The following is a 15635-nucleotide window of genomic DNA, read 5'->3' on the forward strand; positions in this document are numbered from 1 at the left end:
GCCCCTCCTTCGTGCGCGCAACCCACTCCAGGACGCGCACACGGCCGATGGCCGGGAGGACCCACTCCTCCCGGCCATCGCCCGTCTTCGCGGTCAGCGCCGGTAGACGCCGAACTCGTAGAGCGAGTAACCCCAGCCGGTGCCGCGCTGGGTGGCGTGCAACCGCACGTACCTGCCGCCGGCGGTGACGTCGATCGAGTCGACCCCGCCGTTACCGGTGGTGGTGCCGTACACGGTGCGCCAGGTGTTGCCGTCGTCGGACACCTGGACCTCGTAGGCGCGGCCGAACGCACCCTCCCACACCAGCTGCACGTGGTTGAACGTGGTCACCGCGCCCAGGTCGACGCGCAGCCACTGCGGGTCGGACCAGTCGGTGGCCCAGCGGGAGGCCGCGTCGCCGTCCACGGCGTTCGACGGCGGGAAGGGGGCGCCGTCGCCGACCTGCTGGTAGGACGAGGCGGTGACGGGCCGGTTGAGGGCGATGTTGGTGCCCGCGGGCCGCGGTGCGACGACCCGGACGGACCTGGTCTCGATGCCGATGTTGCCGCGGCCGTCCTCGGCCATCACGTACACCTTCCACACGCCCAGCCGGTCGGGCGCGGTGACGGTGAGCCGGTTGCCGTTGACCTGCACGGGGGTGCCGGCCAGGCCACCGCTGTTGTCGACGTACTTGGAGTTGAACGCGGCCGACCAGGTGATCGGGTCGCCGTCCGGGTCGCTGGCCGCCACGTCGACGTCGAGCCGCGCGCCGGCCGCGACGGTGGTGGGCAGGTTCATCGCGGTGATCACCGGCGGGGTGTTGGCCGGCGTGGCGCCGCCGAAGGCCCGCTGCACCGAGTAGAACGACAGCCGCTTCTTGCCGCCCGGGGTCAGGTTGAACCACACCGCGCCGAAGTCCCACTCGGTGCCGTAGTGGAACAGCGTGCCGCCGAAGGACACGCCCCGGTGGCCGGTGATGCAGTTCCACGCCCGGGTGTAGCCGTCGCGCTTCTGCACGTCGGTGGGCTCGGCGGGCACGCCGTTGACGTCGTCCGGCACCTCCCACTCGCCGGGCGGGCCGGCCTCGGTGAGCAGGTAGGGCTTGGTGTAGCCGCCCGCGACCCAGTCGTCGCGGACCTTGCACACGTTGCCGTAGGAGTTCACCGAGTACAGGTCGAGGTCGGGTGCGTGCGCCTTGAGGTAGGCCCACGCGCCGGTCCACGCGTCGGTGTTGGTGACCGGGTGGTCGGCGTCGACGGCGTGGATGGCGCGGGCGGCCTCGTTGACGTACCGGGCGTAGGCCACCCGCTGGTTCTCCAGCTCGGTGCCGGAGAAGCAGTTCTGCAGGCCCAGGATGGACTCGTTGCCCACGTTCCACATCAGCACGCCGGGGTGGTCCCGGTAGGTGGTCACCCACTGCCGGATGGTGTCGAGCATGGACGTCTTGTAGGCGGTGTCGGTGACGTAGTCGACGCAGCCGCCGGAGCCGGGGCCGCCACCGGGTTGCAGCCAGAAGCCCAGCATGACCCGCATGCCGTTGGCCGCGGCGGCGTCGAGCAGCGGGCGGCTGGTGGCGTCGGTGCCCCACGTGCGCAGGGTGTTGACGCCCAGCGAGCGCAGCTCCGGCATGTACCGGGCGGCGTCGGCGGCGGGCGGGCCCCAGGTCAGGCCCTTCACCGTCCACGGCTGGCCGTTGACGGTGAGCTGCCAGTTGCCCTGGGAGCCGGTGACGCGCACGGCGCCGGGCGCGGTGGTGCCCTGGCTGCCGTAGACCCGGAACTCCCAGAGCGAGTAGCCGTAGCCGTTGGCGCGCTGGGTGCCCAGGACGCGGACGTGCCGGCCGGTGCCGGTGACGTCGAAGCCCTGGCGGCCGCCCGTGCCGTTGGTGGTGGTGTGCACGGTGGTCCACGCGCTGCCGTCGGCGGAGACCTGGAGCTGGAACGCGGTGGCGTGGGCGGCTTCCCAGTCCAGCTCGACGCGGCTGACGGTCGAGGTGGCGCCCAGGTCCACGCTGAGCCACTGGGGGTCGCTCCAGGCGCTGGACCAGCGGGTGCCGGCGTCGCCGTCGACGGCCGCCGACGCGGGCGTGCCCGCGCCTTCGCTCGACGAGGCGGTGGCCGGTTTGCCCTGGGACAGCAGCACGGGGGCCGCCTGCGCCTGGCCCGGGACCACGAGGAGTCCCAGGAGCAGCGCGGCGGCGGTGCCGGCGGATCGGAGGCGGTGCATGGCGTCTCCTGCTGGAGTTGTCGGGTCGACGTGCGGGAGAGCGCTCTCTCAACCCGGCTCGAAGTGTTGCGAACCGGTTGCGGATCTGTCAACGGTCCCTCGGGGAACGGCGTCTTGACACTCGGGTGGAGCAACGGGCAACCTCATTTCGGAGAGCGCTCTCCCAACTACGTTCGTCAACGTAGGCAGGAGGACACAGGTGTCCCGAAAAACCCGCGTGCCGGTCGCCCTGGTGGCCGGCCTCGTCGCGAGCGTCCTGTCGGTCGCCGCGCCGTCCGCCCAGGCGGACGACCTGGTGACCCACCACGAGTTCCAGGCCAACTGCTCCGTCACCCACCACCGCCCGGACGACCCGATCGTCTTCCCGCGGCTGCCCGGCGCGTCCCACATGCACACGTTCCTGGGCAACCCGACCACGACCGCCGCCACGACGACCGACTCGCTCAAGGCCGGGCAGACCAACTGCAAGACGCCCGACGACAAGTCGGCCTACTGGTTCCCGACGCTCTACAACGGCGACCAGGTCGTCGCGCCCAGCGGGCCGCAGGTCGTCTACTACAAGTCCGGCGTCCTGGACTACCGGCAGGTCCGCTCGTTCCCGGCCGGGCTGCGGTTCGTGACCGGCAGCCCGTCGGCCACGCAGGACCAGTTCCGCACCGCGCCCGGCGCGGTCGAGGGCTGGGAGTGCGGCGACAGCTTCAAGAACTGGGACTTCCCGTCCTGGTGCGCGCCCGGCAGCCAGCTCAACATCCGCTACCAGGCGCCCAGCTGCTGGAACGGGCGCGACCTCGACTCGGCCGACCACAAGTCGCACATGGCCTACCCGGACCGGGCGACGCTGGTGTGCCCGTCGACGCACCCGGTGCCCGTGCCGATGCTGGAGTTCAAGATGGCATTCCCGGTGTCGGGTGACATGTCGCGCGTCCGGCTGTCCAGCGGGCGCGGCTACACCTGGCACTACGACTTCATGATGGCGTGGGACGGCCCCACGCTCCAGGCGCTGGTGAGCCACTGCATCAACGGCGGCCTCCAGTGCGACCCGCGCGGCTACGACCAGTACAAGCCGGACCGGGGCGCGGCCCTCGGGCCGGACTACCGCCTGCCGCGGTGACGCCCGATCCCGGGGGCGCCCGTTCCCCGGCGTCCCCAGGATCCCCGCGCGGGTAGCGTCGTGCCATGAGCGCTGCTGCCGAACGCGGCCGGGTGCGGGTGGAGACCGGCTTGAAGCGGGTCCGGGCGTACCTGGGGGGCGAGCTGGTCGCGGACACCACCCGGCCGGCCCTGGTGTGGGAGAAGCCGTACTACCCCACGTACTACGTGCCCGTCGCGGACGTGCGGGCCACCCTGGTGCCGACCGGCGAGGTCAGGCACTCCCCGAGCCGCGGCGACGGCCGGGTGCACGACGTGCGGACCGCCGCCGGCACCGCGGCCGGCGCGGCGCAGCTGTTCCCCGACTCCCCGCTGGAACCGCTGCGCGACCTGGTCCGGCTGGAGTGGGACGCGATGGGCGAGTGGTTCGAGGAGGACGAACCCGTCTACGTCCACCCGCGCGACCCGTACACCAGGGTGGACGCGCTGGCGAGCAGCCGCCACGTCCGGGTGGAGGTCGACGGCGTGGAGGTCGCGAACTCCCGCCGCCCGGTGATCCTCTACGAGACCGGCCTGCCCCCGCGCTACTACCTGCCCATGACCGACGTGCGCGTGGACCTGCTGCGCCCGACCTCCCTGCGCACCGCCTGCCCCTACAAGGGCACCGCCGAGTACTGGTCGGTAACCCTCCCCGACGCCACCCACGACAACCTGGCCTGGTCCTACCGCACCCCCCTCCCCGAGAGCCAGAAGATCGCCGGCCTGATCGCCTTCTACAACGAAAAGGTCGACATCCACCTGGACAACACCCACCTCCCCCGCCCCCGAACCCCCTTCTCCTAACCCCACCCCCGCGCGTGTCCTCCACCCAGACACCGCGTGTCCTCCACTCAGACCGCGCGAGTCGAACCTCCAGACCCGTCGTGTCGAACCTCCGCGACCCCCGAGTTCCACATTCACGCACCTCAGGCGTTCGACCCGGGGGGCGCGAACGTAGAACTCGGGGGTCCTGAGCGTTCGACACGAGGGTCCTGGAGGGTCGACTCGCGGTGTTCGAGTGGAGGACACGCGGTGTCCGAGTGGAGGACACGCGGGGTTAGCGGGGGGTGGGGGGTGCCGCCCGGACGGCGGATGGTCGGGGTTGGGCCGTCCGGGGACGCTTCATGACCATGGATGTCTTCCCCACCGTGCCGAGAGCCCACCGCAACCCCGTGGTCGTCGCTCGGAAGACGGCCCTGCTCACCGCGCCCCACATGGCGAAGCTGACGGAGTTCGCCCGGCGGATCGCGACCGAGCGCAAGGCCGACGTCCCGCTGTTCGACCCGGCCGGCGGTGGCGTCAACAGCAAGGTGCTGCTCCTGTTGGAGTCACCGGGGGAGGGGTCCGCCAAGTCCGGCATCAACTCGCTGGACAACGACGACCCGACCGCCGCGAACGGCTTCACCGCGATGGCGGAGGCGGGCCTGTCGCGGCGGGTGTGCCTGAGCTGGAACGTCGTGCCGTGGCAGCTCAACGGCCGCAACCCCACGCCCGCCGACCTGCGGGCGGCCGTGCCGTACCTGGTCGAGCTGCTGCGGATGCTGTCGGGCCTCCAGGCGGTGGTGGTGCTCGGCCGACCGGCGGGCACGGGGTGGACGCTGTCCGGGCGCGGGCACAAGCTCAAGGTGTTCAACGCGCCGCACCCGTCCCCGCTGTCGATCAACCGCGACCGGGCCACCCGGTGGCCGCAACTGGTGGATGCCTTCCGGCAGGCCGCGGCGGTGGTGGCCGGGTGAGGTCGAATCGGGGTGCGCCCGGAGGGCCGCCGGAGGCCGGCGAGTAGCCGATGAGGAGTCGCCGGTGGAGGAAATCGAGTTCGCGGGAGTAGGTGGTTGCGGGATCGTCGGTCGCGCGGGTGGTCGGTCGGGCAGGGGGGGAGGGATCGCCGCCTCGGGCCGGGGAGTGCCCTGGAGTCCACGGAGTGGTGGGCGCGAGGGCGAGGTTTTCCCCGCGGGGTGTCGATCCGGGGCAGTCTGCTTCGTCGAACGGGTAGTGAGCCACCCGAACGCGGAGGGAGAGCACCATGGACACCACCACCATCACCCCGAGGGACCGGGCCGTGCTGCGGGCCGTCGCGGCCGGGCGCTGCGCGTACGCGTCCGGCACGCTCCTGGTCGACGGGATCTGCTGCTGCGACCAGTTCGTCGGTCCCAGACTCGTCCGCGCCGGCCTCATCGGCGACCGGACCGGCCCGGCGCGGCTGACCCCGGCCGGCCGGGCGCTGCTGGCCGGCGACCTGGCCCCGCGGGCCGCCTGAGCCGTCGTGCGGGGCCCGCGGGTCCTCCCTAGCCTGGGTGCATGACCCACCTGGCGGCACGACGCCCCCTGGCCGGCCTCGCGGTGTTCGTCGCCGCGGTCGCCGCGACGGCGGTGGTCGGCGCCCTGGCCGCGACCTCCGCCCCGGCCGAGTACGAGCGGCTGGTCACCCCGTCCTGGGCACCGCCCGCCTGGCTGTTCGGTCCGGTGTGGACCGCCCTGTACGCGCTGGTCGCGGTGTCCGGCTGGCTGTTCTGGAAGCGGTTCGGGGCCACCCGGGAACTGGGCCTGTTCGCCGTCCAGCTGGTCCTCAACGCCGCCTGGACGCCGCTGTTCTTCGCCGCCGGCCGCTACGGCTGGGCCCTGGTCGACATCGTCGCCCTGCTGGTCGCCGTCGCCGCCCTGGTCGTGCTCTTCGGCCGCCGGCACCGGCTCGCGGCGTGGCTGCTGGTGCCCTACCTGGCCTGGGTCGCCTTCGCCACGGCCCTCAACGCGGGCATCCTCGCGCTGAACTAGAACCCTCCGCGATCGCGGACCGGAGTTGTCCGCATTGGGCCATAGCGTGGTCTCGACACCGCAACCGGAGGGACGAACCCGATGACCACCGCGACCACCCGCACCGAGATCGACGACCTGCTGACCGCCCTGGCCCAGAACCGCCACTTCCTCCGCTTCACCGCCAACGGCCTGACCGACGAGCAGGCCAGGCTCCGGCCGACCGCCAGCGAGCTGTCCATCGGCGGCCTGATCAAGCACGTCAACACGGTCGAGCGGGCCTGGGTGCGGTTCGCCGTCGGCGGCGCCGAGCTGATGGAGAGCCACGACGGGGAGGCCGACCAGGACTGGGCCGACGGCTTCCGGCTGACCGGGCGCGAGACGCTGGAGGGCGTGCTCGCGGCCTACGAGGAGACCGCCCGCGCGACCGAGCGCACGCTGCGGGGGCTCGACCTGGGCACCGCCCACCCGCTCCCCGTCGCCCCCTGGTTCGAGCCCGGCGCCTCCTGGACCGTCCGCCGCGTGGTGGCGCACCTCATCTCCGAGACCGCCCAGCACGCCGGGCACGCGGACATCCTCCGCGAGACCATCGACGGCCAGAAGACGATGGGCTAGCGCCGGCACAGCCGGCGGATCGCCCCCGCGTGGTCGGGGTAGGCGGGGGCGAGGTCGTCGGCCGCGCCGAAGGTCACCACGTCGTCGGTGTAGGGCGGCACCACGACCGTGCCCACCAGCGACCACCCGCCGACCGGCTCACTGGCCTGCCACACCCCGGCGGGCACCACGACCTGCGGCCGCTGCCCGGCGGCCAGGTCCGGGCCCAGCACCGGCGTGGTCACGCCCCCGCCGGGGTGCAGGAGCAGCATCCGCAGCGGCGCGCCGGCGTGGTGGGCGTAGACCTCCACGTGGTCCAGCCGGTGCACGCCGGAGAACTCGCCCTCGCGCAGCAGGTAGTAGATGGCGGACACCTCGGGCGAGCGCCACGACTGCCCGAACCACCCGCCCTCGACCGGCAGCTCGGCCAGCCCCAGCGCCGCGATCACCTCGTCCGCGTTCACGTCATCTCCGGGTTCATCCCGGCGGCCACGTCGGCACCCACGTCGGGGTCGACCTCCCCGTGCACCACGACCATCCCCTTGCCCAGCCGCTTGGCCGTGTACATCGCCGCGTCCGCGTTGCCCAGCAGGTCGTCCGCCGTCAGCGCCGGGTCGAACGCCTCCCGGTGCGAGATCCCGATCGACGCCCGGACCACGTGCGCGCCCGCCGCCGTCCGGTGCGGTTCGCGCAGCGCGTCCAGCACCCGCCTGCCGATCTCCTCCGGCGGCTGCGGGTAGCCGTCGACCAGCACGCCGAACTCGTCCCCGCCCAGCCGCGCCACCAGGTCCTCCGCCCGCACGCAGCGCTGGAGCCGCGCCGCCACGATCCGCAGCACCGCGTCGCCCTCGGCGTGGCCGTAGTTGTCGTTGACGTCCTTGAACCCGTCCACGTCGATGAACAGCACGACCAGCGGTGCGGGCCCGGCCAGCGCCGCGTCCAGCCGCTCCCGGAACAGCGCCCGGTTGGCCACCCCGGTCAGCGGGTCGTGGTAAGCCTGGTGCCGCAGCCGCTCCCGGCTCACGCGCAGCTGCTCGACCAGCTTGACGTTGTCGATCAGGGTCAGCAGCTGCCGCGCGATCACCAGCAGCACCACGCCCAGGCCGACGTAGATCTCCAGCGGGTTCAGCCGCACCCCGGTGGCCGTGCCGACCACGATGAACAGGCCGGTGACCATCATCGGCAGGTACGGCACCAGCAGGTGCAGCAGCTCGCCCGCGCGCAGCCGGGCCGTGCCGTGCCGCTCGCGCCCGCCGCCGCCCGGCGCGATCGCGCTGAGGAAGAACAGGGCCGGGCACACCATGAACCCGATGTCGGCGGCCGTCGGGATGGCGGTGGCGCCCTGGCTGACCAGGTACGCGAACATCCAGCCCGACGCCGACTGCGCCACGCCCGCCAGCGCGATGAACAGCACGGGCAGCTGCCGCACCGAGCGGTGCGTCCACGACGAGACCAGCAGCACGACCAGCATCACCAGGTACGCCGCCGGGTGCGCCACGACGGTGGCGAACCCCGGTCCCGAGGTCGCCCAGGCGCGGACCATCGACTCCAGCAGCGACACCCAGGTGAGCACGAACAGCGAGCCGACCACGATCAGCCCGTCCAGCACGACCACCAGCTTGCTGCGGTGCCCGGGCAGCGTGCCCGAGCCGCCGTGGGACAGCACCACCACCGCGCACAGCGTCAGCGTGGGCACCAGCATGAACCCCAGCGGCGCCAGCGTCGACGACGGCAGCGACACGCCGAGGAACACCTGGCCCCAGATCCACGCGCACAGGCCCACCACCAGGCTGGCCATGGCCGCGGTCATCCACAGCCGCCAGCGCCGCGCCACGCCCGGCCGCCGCCGGGCCGCCCGCCAGTACGACACCATCGCGGCGGCCGCGGCGACCAACTGGGTGAACTTGTCGACCGCCACCGAGGCGGACCGGTCCAGCACGCCGGAGACGACGAGGCAGACCAGGGCCAGCACCAGGGCGCAGACGGCTGCGACGATGACGCCGAACCGCCTCAGGGTCATGGCACCCCGCCTATGCCGCGACTGGAGTCGATCAGGTGGACCGAGCCACTGTAGTGACTTTCGTGACGCTGTGTCGATCGGGGGTGCCCCTTGGTGACACTGCGCGTGTCACGGGCGTGGGGGACCCCGCGACCCTCTAAAGTTTCGAACGGGTGTTCGCCAACGCCCGCACGATGCCAGGGCGCCCTGACGGTACACCGCCGGGACGCGGTCGGGGCGGGCTCGTCGGGGCGGGCGGTGGAGAGGAGCGGCGTGCGCGTGTTCGGAGTCGACCCCGGCCTGACCCGGTGCGGGTTCGGGGTGGTCGACGGCGGTCCCGGGCGCACCGTGCGGCCGGTGGCCGTGGACGTGGTGCGCACGCCCGCCGACGCCGACCTGGCCGTGCGGTTGCTCCAGCTCTCCGACGCCGTCGAGCGGTGGCTGGACACCTACCAACCGCAGGTGGTGGCCATCGAGCGGGTGTTCAGCCAGCACAACGTGCGCACCGCCATGGGCACCGCGCAGGCGGGCGGCGTGGTGGCGCTGTCGGCCGCGCGCCGCGACCTGCCGGTCGTGTTCCACACGCCCAGCGAGGTCAAGGCCGCCGTCACCGGCTCGGGCCGGGCGGACAAGGCCCAGGTCACCGCCATGGTCACCAAGCTGCTCGGGCTCAAGACCGCGCCCAGGCCCGCCGACGCCGCCGACGCCCTGGCCCTGGCCATCTGCCACCTGTGGCGGGCGCCCATGCGGTCGCGGCTGGAGGAGGCGCAGGCGAGGGCGGCCGAACTGGCCCGGGCGCACCGCGCGAGACTGGCGCAGGCAGTCGCCAGGACGGAAGGCGTCGCCAGGACGGGAACCGCGGCCAAGGCGGGAACCACCAAGACCGGAGGGAAGGCCCAGTGATCTCGTCGCTGCGCGGGCAGGTGCTGTCCATCGGACTCGACCACGCGGTCGTCGAGGTCGGGGGCGTGGGCTTCGCCGTGCAGGCCACCCCCGCGACCCTGGCCGGCCTGCGCCGCGGCGAGGAGGCCGTGCTGGCCACCTCGCTGGTGGTCCGCGAGGACTCGCTGACCCTGTTCGGGTTCGCCGACACCGAGGCCCGCGAGCTGTTCGGGCTGCTCCAGACGGTGTCCGGGATCGGCCCGCGGATCGCGCTGGCGACCCTGGCCGTGCTGGAGCCGGACAAGCTGCGGGCCGCGCTGGCCGAGGGCAACGTCACCGTGCTCACCCAGGTGCCCGGCATCGGCCGCAAGGGCGCCGAGCGGCTGATCATCGAGCTGCGCGACAAGGTCGGGCAGCTGGCGCCCGCGCCGGGCGCCGAGCAGGGCACCGGCCAGGTGCGCACCCAGGTCACCGAGGCCCTCCTCGGCCTCGGCTTCCCGGCGAAGCACGCCGAGCAGACCGTGGACGCCGTGCTGGCCGCGGACGGCACCCTCGGCACGTCCGAGGTGCTGCGCCGCGCCCTGGCCACCCTGGGGCGCAAGCGGTGAACGCCGAGGAGGACACCCTCAACCCGCTGCCCGACCCCGCGGAGCGGGACGTCGAGTCCACCCTGCGACCGCGCGACCTGGGCGAGTTCGTCGGCCAGCCCAAGGTGCGCGAGCAGCTCGAACTGGTGCTGCACGGCGCGATGAAGCGGGGCGCGCCGCCGGACCACGTGCTGCTGTCCGGGCCGCCCGGCCTGGGCAAGACCAGCCTCGCCATGATCATCGCCGCCGAGCTGGGCGCGTCGCTGCGCATCACCTCCGGCCCGGCCCTGGAGCGCGCGGGCGACCTGGCCGCGATGCTGTCCAACCTGGTCGAGGGCGACGTGCTGTTCATCGACGAGATCCACCGGATGGCCCGCCCCGCCGAGGAGATGCTGTACCTGGCGATGGAGGACTTCCGGGTCGACGTGGTCGTCGGCAAGGGGCCCGGGGCGACCAGCATCCCCCTCGACATCGCGCCGTTCACCCTGGTCGGGGCCACCACCCGGTCCGGCGCGCTCACCGGGCCGCTGCGCGACCGGTTCGGCTTCACCGGCCACATGGAGTTCTACGACCCCGACGAGCTGGAGCTGATCCTGCGCCGCTCGGCGGGCATCCTCGGCGTCGACCTGCGCGAGGAGGGCGGCCGGGAGATCGCGCGCCGCTCGCGCGGCACACCCCGCATCGCCAACCGGCTGCTGCGCCGGGTGCGCGACTACGCGGAGGTGCGGGCCGACGGCGCGGTCACCCGCGAGGTGGCCCGGGACGCCCTGGCCGTCTACGACGTGGACGAGCTGGGGCTCGACCGGCTGGACCGGGCGGTGCTGGGCGCGCTGGTCCGCTCGTTCGGCGGCGGGCCGGTGGGCGTGTCCACGCTGGCCGTGGCCGTGGGGGAGGAGCCGACCACGGTCGAGGAGGTGTGCGAGCCGTACCTGGTGCGCGCCGGGATGCTGGCCCGCACGCCGCGCGGCCGGGTGGCGACCGCGAGCGCCTGGCTGCACCTGGGGTTGCAGCCGCCGGCCCGGGCGCCGGGCGAGGGCACCCGGTCGCTGTTCGACGAAGGCGCGTGACGGCCCCGTCCGACGACGGTGCGTGACGGGGACGCTCGGGCGTTTCACCGGAGCGTGGCTCGGGTGGCCGAGCGGCCGTGACGGTGCGTCACGGTCGGGTGGCGGTGACGCCTGCCGGTGCCGCATCGGGCGCTGCGCCGGACGGGCTGTTCGCCGCCGCCGGTCGGGGTTGGGCGACGCCTCCGGGGGACCGGGATGACTGACCTGGCACAATCAGCACCTGCACCCCAAAAAATCGGACGTTCCGGGCGCACCTCCGCGTCATCCGCGCGTCCGGCTGATCGGAGAATCATGGAATCCTTGTTCTTCCCGCTGCTGCTCGTGCTGCTCGCGGTGCCGCTGTTCCTCAGCGCCCGGAAGCAGAAGCGGGCCGTCGCGGAGCAGCAGGCGCTGCTGAAGTCCTTGGAGCCGGGTGACCGGATCATGACCACCTCCGGGCTCTTCGCGACCGTCGCCGACGCGAGCGACGACACCACGATCGACCTGGAGGTCGCCCCCGGCGTGGTGACCACCTGGCTGCGCCAGGCCATCCGCGAGAAGGTCGCCGACGACGTCGAGACCACCGACGCGGTCGTCGACGACGTCGAGGACGTCGAGGACGTCCAGGGCGAGACCCCCGCGGCCGAGCTGCACCAGGACGTCAGGGAAACCCCGCAGGACACCAAGAAGTAAGCCCCGCGGGGTGGGGGCGGGCGCCCGCCGGGCGCCTACCCGGGCTCGGAGCCGGCAACTGTGAAAGTGCCGACTCCGGGCAGTGACGCGCAGCTCACACCGCTAGGGGTACGCTGCGCCCTCGCTGACCTTGTCAACTATCAGGAGACGGACGGACCGTGGCACCTCCGGCCGGGCAAATCCGCCCCGCGAAATACCTGGGCGCGTTTGTCCTCATCGTGGTCGCGCTGTACTCCCTGGTGTTCTTCACCGGGGGCGGCAAGGCGACCCCCAAGCTCGGTATCGACCTCCAGGGCGGCACGCGCGTCACGCTGACCGCCCGGGCTCCTGATGGCCAGGCGCCCACCGAGGAAGCGCTCAACCAGGCCCGCGAGCTCATCGAGACGCGCGTCAACGGCCTGGGCGTCGGTGGCGCGGAGGTCATCCGGGACGGCGACAACCTGGTGATCACGGTCCCCGGCACCGACAGCGAGGGCGCCAAGCGGCTCGGTCAGACCGCGAAGCTGAACTTCCGCAAGGTCATCGGCTCGCCGGTGCCCAACGCCGCGCCCGAGACGTCGATGCCGTCCACGACCGGCAGCGCGGCCCCGACCTCCGGCTCCGCGGCGCCCACCTCGGGTGCCGAGGCCCCGGCCACCACCGGCAGCGCGCCGTCGGAGAGCGTCTCGGCGCCCACCACCACCGCCCAGGGCCGCCCGGCCCCGCTGGTGGAGCAGCAGCCGGAGACCACGACCGAGGCGCCGCCGTCGACCGACCCGTCCGCGCCGGCCACCGACCCGTCCGCCCCGGCGGAGCCGCAGGTCGACTGCCGCGCGGTGTTCAACGGCCAGTACTCCGAGGACCCGACCAAGGCCATCGAGGAGGCCCGCACCTGCCGGCAGGACGCCCAGCTGACCACGCTGGACGCGCAGACCGTCTCGCAGGCCCTCACCGCCTTCACCTGCCCGTCGACCGACCCGCTGCTGGGCAACGACGACCCGGCCCTGCCGCTGCTGACCTGCAACCAGGACAACACCGAGAAGTACGTCCTGGCGCCGGTCTTCCCGCCGAAGGACGGCAGCGTCAAGGACGACGACTACAGCCTGTACTCGCGGCTGACCGGTGAGGACATCGACAACGCCGTGGCGGGCACCGACCCGCAGGGCGCCGGCTTCATCGTCAACCTCACCTTCAAGGGCGAGGGCGGCACCAAGTGGGGCCAGTTCACCTCGGCGAACGTGCAGCAGCAGGTCGCCGTCGTGCTGGACAGCCGGGTCGTGTCCGCGCCGAACATCAACGAGGCCATCCTCGGCGGCAGCACCCAGATCAGCGGCCGGTTCAACCAGGCCGAGGCCACCGGCCTCGCCAACGTGCTCAAGTACGGCTCGCTGCCGCTGTCGTTCGAGGCGTCCGAGGCCGAGACGGTGTCCGCGACCCTGGGCCTGGCGTCGCTGAAGGCCGGCCTGCTCGCGGGCGGCATCGGCCTGGCGCTGGTGTTCGTCTACTGCCTGTTCTACTACCGCCTGCTCGGCGTGCTGACGATCCTGTCGCTGGCGCTGTCCGGCGTGGTCGTCTACGCGGTGCTGGTGCTGCTCGGCCGCTGGATCGACTTCACCCTCGACCTCGCGGGCGTCGCCGGCTTCATCGTGTCGATCGGTATCACCGCGGACTCGTTCGTGGTGTTCTTCGAGCGGTTGAAGGACGAGGTGCGCGAGGGCCGGTCGTTCCGCTCCGGCGTGCCGCGCGCCTGGGTCCGCTCCCGGCGCACCATCCTGTCGGCGGACGCGGTCAGCTTCCTCGCCTCGGCCATCCTCTACATGATCGCGGTCGGCCAGGTGCGGGGCTTCGCGTTCACCCTCGGCATGTCGACCGTGCTCGACCTGGTCGTGGTCTTCCTGGTGACGCACCCGCTGGTCGCGCTGGTCTCCAAGTCGAAGAAGCTGTCCAACCCGAAGCTGACCGGCCTCGGCGGTGCCGTCCAGGCCGCCGTCGACGACCGTGCCGCCAAGGGCACCGCGGTGAAGGGGGCCTGACGTGTCCGAGCCCAAGAAGCTTGGGGTTTTCCAGCGGCTCTACGTCGGCAACGGCGCGTTCGACATCATCGGCAAGCGCAAGCGCTGGTACGCGATCTTCGGGTTCATCCTGCTGGTCTGCGTGCTGTCGATCGTGCTCAAGGGCTTCAACCTGGGCATCGACTTCACCGGCGGCACGCGCATCCAGATGCCCGCGCAGGGCGCGTCCGGCTCGATCTCGGTCGAGGCGGCGGAGCGCAGCTTCGCCGACGCCCTCCAGCGCGACCCCACCGCGGTGCAGACCGTGGGCACCGGCGACGCGGCGACCATCCAGATCCGGTCGGAGACGCTGAGCGCGGACGACGTCGCCAAGCTCAAGGCGGGCCTCAACGAGGACCTGCAGCCCAACGGCGGCGTGGGCGCGATCAGCGACAGCGCCGTGTCGGCGTCGTGGGGCGGCCAGATCACCACCCAGGCCCTGATCGCGCTCGCCGTGTTCTTCCTGGCCGTGGCGATCTTCCTGGCGGTCTACTTCGAGTGGCAGATGGCGGTCGCCGCGCTGGTCGCGGTGCTGCACGACGTGCTGATCACGGCCGGCATCTACTCGCTGGTCGGCTTCGAGGTCTCGCCCGCGACGGTGATCGGCCTGCTCACCATCCTCGGCTTCTCGCTGTACGACACGGTGGTGGTGTTCGACAAGGTCAAGGAGAACACCCGGGGCCTGCTCGGCCTCACCCGCCGCACCTACGGCGAGGCGGCCAACCTGGCGGTCAACCAGACCCTGATGCGGTCGATCAACACCTCGCTGATCGCGCTGCTGCCGGTGCTGGGCCTGCTGGCGATCGGCGTCGGCCTGCTCGGCGTCGGCACGCTGAAGGACCTGGCGCTGGTGCAGCTGGCCGGCATGGCGGTCGGCGCGCTGTCGTCGATCTACATCGCGACCCCGGTCGCGGTGGACCTGAAGATGCGCGACCCGCGCTACAAGGCGCAGGCGTCGCGGGTGCGCGCGCGGCGGGAGAACCAGGCCCGCAAGGCGGCCGCCGCCGGTGCCCCGGCGGACGCCGCCGCCGACACCGCGGTGGTCGAGTCGACCGACGACGAGGCCCTGCAGGCCGAGCTGCGCCGGGAGAAGGCCGTGGCCGCGGCCGCGGGCACCCCGTCCCGGACGGCCAAGTCCGCCGACACCCGCCGCCGCCCGACCGGCAAGAAGCACCGTTGAAGCTGGACCGCGCGCTGAGCCTCCTGCGTGAGGTCCCGGACTTCCCCCGGCCGGGGGTCGTGTTCCGGGACCTCACGCCGGTGCTGGCGGACCCCGACGCGCTGCGCGCCGTGGTCGACGCGTTGCAGGACAAGATCGACCCCGACACGCAGGTGGTGGCCGCCGTCGAGTCCCGCGGCTTCCTGCTGGGCGCCGCCCTCGGGTACGGCTGGCGGTACGGCGTCGTGCCGCTGCGCAAGCCGGGCAAGCTGCCGGCGGTGTCGCACCGGGTGTCGTACGCGCTGGAGTACGGCGAGGCGACGCTGGAGCTGCCGGAGGGGGCCGTCCAGCCCGGTCAGCGGGTCGTGGTGGTGGACGACGTGCTGGCGACCGGCGGCACGGCGGCGGCCGCGTGCTCGCTGGTGGAGGCCGCCGGTGGGGTGGTCACCGGGGTGTCGGTGGTGCTGGAGATCCCCGCGCTGGGCGGTCGTGAGCTGCTGGCGGGGCGGGACGTGAGCGCGCTGCTGGCGGTGTGAGCGCGCTGCTGGCGGTGTGAGCGGC

The 15635-nt window shown here is 72.9% G+C and carries 16 protein-coding genes; 13 read left to right on the top strand and 3 right to left on the bottom strand.

Annotated features, from left to right (window positions below):
• Positions 1-93: 93 nt before the first annotated feature.
• Positions 94-2205: a discoidin domain-containing protein gene (locus EKG83_RS11120; RefSeq protein WP_033434485.1), complete on the bottom strand. Its 2112-nt coding sequence runs from the start codon at positions 2203-2205 to the stop codon at positions 94-96.
• 199 nt (positions 2206-2404) lie between these two features.
• On the opposite strand from EKG83_RS11120, the gene EKG83_RS11125 reads away from it, so the two are divergent.
• The 6 genes from EKG83_RS11125 (at position 2405) to EKG83_RS11150 (ending at position 6699) form a co-directional block, all read left to right on the top strand.
• Positions 2405-3316, top strand: coding sequence for a DUF1996 domain-containing protein (locus tag EKG83_RS11125; protein WP_033434484.1), 912 nt, complete (start codon positions 2405-2407; stop codon positions 3314-3316).
• Between the two features lie 65 nt (positions 3317-3381).
• Positions 3382-4137, top strand: a complete 756-nt coding sequence (locus tag EKG83_RS11130; RefSeq protein WP_033434483.1) for a DUF427 domain-containing protein — start codon at positions 3382-3384, stop codon at positions 4135-4137.
• A gap of 320 nt (positions 4138-4457) precedes the next feature.
• Entirely contained in the window at positions 4458-5069 is a 612-nt protein-coding gene (locus EKG83_RS11135) for a uracil-DNA glycosylase (RefSeq protein WP_033434482.1), read from the top strand.
• A 287-nt stretch (positions 5070-5356) separates the two neighbouring features.
• Positions 5357-5590: a hypothetical protein gene (locus EKG83_RS11140; protein WP_033434481.1), complete on the top strand. Its 234-nt coding sequence runs from the start codon at positions 5357-5359 to the stop codon at positions 5588-5590.
• A 41-nt stretch (positions 5591-5631) separates the two neighbouring features.
• Positions 5632-6105 (top strand): TspO/MBR family protein, encoded by a 474-nt coding sequence (locus tag EKG83_RS11145; protein WP_033434480.1) that lies wholly within the window; start codon positions 5632-5634, stop codon positions 6103-6105.
• A gap of 81 nt (positions 6106-6186) precedes the next feature.
• Positions 6187-6699, top strand: coding sequence for a DinB family protein (locus tag EKG83_RS11150; protein WP_033434479.1), 513 nt, complete (start codon positions 6187-6189; stop codon positions 6697-6699).
• Here EKG83_RS11150 and EKG83_RS11155 read toward each other — a convergent pair.
• Together EKG83_RS11155 and EKG83_RS11160 are read right to left on the bottom strand one after the other, a co-directional pair.
• A complete protein-coding gene (locus tag EKG83_RS11155; protein ID WP_033434478.1) occupies positions 6696-7142 on the bottom strand; it encodes a cupin domain-containing protein in 447 nt (148 codons plus the stop codon). The two genes, EKG83_RS11150 and EKG83_RS11155, sit on opposite strands and share 4 nt — an antisense overlap.
• A complete protein-coding gene (locus tag EKG83_RS11160) occupies positions 7139-8698 on the bottom strand; it encodes a GGDEF domain-containing protein (RefSeq protein ID WP_051766739.1) in 1560 nt (519 codons plus the stop codon). The genes EKG83_RS11155 and EKG83_RS11160 overlap by 4 nt, the downstream gene beginning before the upstream one ends.
• A 252-nt stretch (positions 8699-8950) precedes the next feature.
• On the opposite strand from EKG83_RS11160, the gene ruvC reads away from it, so the two are divergent.
• From ruvC to EKG83_RS11195, 7 genes are all read left to right on the top strand, one after another.
• A complete protein-coding gene (gene ruvC / locus EKG83_RS11165; RefSeq protein ID WP_051766738.1) occupies positions 8951-9580 on the top strand; it encodes a crossover junction endodeoxyribonuclease RuvC in 630 nt (209 codons plus the stop codon).
• A complete protein-coding gene (ruvA, locus tag EKG83_RS11170; protein WP_033434477.1) occupies positions 9577-10167 on the top strand; it encodes a Holliday junction branch migration protein RuvA in 591 nt (196 codons plus the stop codon). The genes ruvC and ruvA overlap by 4 nt, the downstream gene beginning before the upstream one ends.
• Positions 10164-11213, top strand: a complete 1050-nt coding sequence (gene ruvB, locus EKG83_RS11175) for a Holliday junction branch migration DNA helicase RuvB (protein WP_033434476.1) — start codon at positions 10164-10166, stop codon at positions 11211-11213. Before ruvA ends, ruvB begins: the two co-directional genes overlap by 4 nt.
• A 291-nt stretch (positions 11214-11504) precedes the next feature.
• Positions 11505-11885 (top strand): preprotein translocase subunit YajC, encoded by a 381-nt coding sequence (gene yajC / locus EKG83_RS11180; RefSeq protein ID WP_033434475.1) that lies wholly within the window; start codon positions 11505-11507, stop codon positions 11883-11885.
• A 158-nt stretch (positions 11886-12043) separates the two neighbouring features.
• Entirely contained in the window at positions 12044-13897 is a 1854-nt protein-coding gene (secD, locus tag EKG83_RS11185; RefSeq protein ID WP_051766737.1) for a protein translocase subunit SecD, read from the top strand.
• Between the two features lies 1 nt (position 13898).
• Complete coding sequence (gene secF / locus EKG83_RS11190; protein WP_033434474.1) at positions 13899-15095, top strand: protein translocase subunit SecF; 1197 nt, start codon at positions 13899-13901, stop codon at positions 15093-15095.
• Positions 15092-15610, top strand: a complete 519-nt coding sequence (locus EKG83_RS11195) for an adenine phosphoribosyltransferase (protein WP_033434473.1) — start codon at positions 15092-15094, stop codon at positions 15608-15610. Before secF ends, EKG83_RS11195 begins: the two co-directional genes overlap by 4 nt.
• The last annotated feature ends 25 nt before the right edge of the window (positions 15611-15635 follow it).

It is taken from the genome of Saccharothrix syringae, from assembly GCF_009498035.1.
GTDB lineage: Bacteria > Actinomycetota > Actinomycetes > Mycobacteriales > Pseudonocardiaceae > Actinosynnema > Actinosynnema syringae.

Excerpts from the sequence above, each read along its gene's own strand:
- EKG83_RS11140 (WP_033434481.1), top strand. The coding sequence starts at position 5,357 with ATGGACACCACCACCATCACCCCGAGGGACCGGGCCGTGCTGCGGGCC.
- EKG83_RS11135 (WP_033434482.1), top strand. The coding sequence starts at position 4,458 with ATGACCATGGATGTCTTCCCCACCGTGCCGAGAGCCCACCGCAACCCC.
- EKG83_RS11150 (WP_033434479.1), top strand. The coding sequence starts at position 6,187 with ATGACCACCGCGACCACCCGCACCGAGATCGACGACCTGCTGACCGCC.
- EKG83_RS11130 (WP_033434483.1), top strand. The coding sequence starts at position 3,382 with ATGAGCGCTGCTGCCGAACGCGGCCGGGTGCGGGTGGAGACCGGCTTG.
- EKG83_RS11145 (WP_033434480.1), top strand. The coding sequence starts at position 5,632 with ATGACCCACCTGGCGGCACGACGCCCCCTGGCCGGCCTCGCGGTGTTC.
- EKG83_RS11160 (WP_051766739.1), bottom strand. The coding sequence starts at position 8,698 with ATGACCCTGAGGCGGTTCGGCGTCATCGTCGCAGCCGTCTGCGCCCTG.
- yajC (WP_033434475.1), top strand. The coding sequence starts at position 11,505 with ATGGAATCCTTGTTCTTCCCGCTGCTGCTCGTGCTGCTCGCGGTGCCG.
- EKG83_RS11120 (WP_033434485.1), bottom strand. The coding sequence starts at position 2,205 with ATGCACCGCCTCCGATCCGCCGGCACCGCCGCCGCGCTGCTCCTGGGA.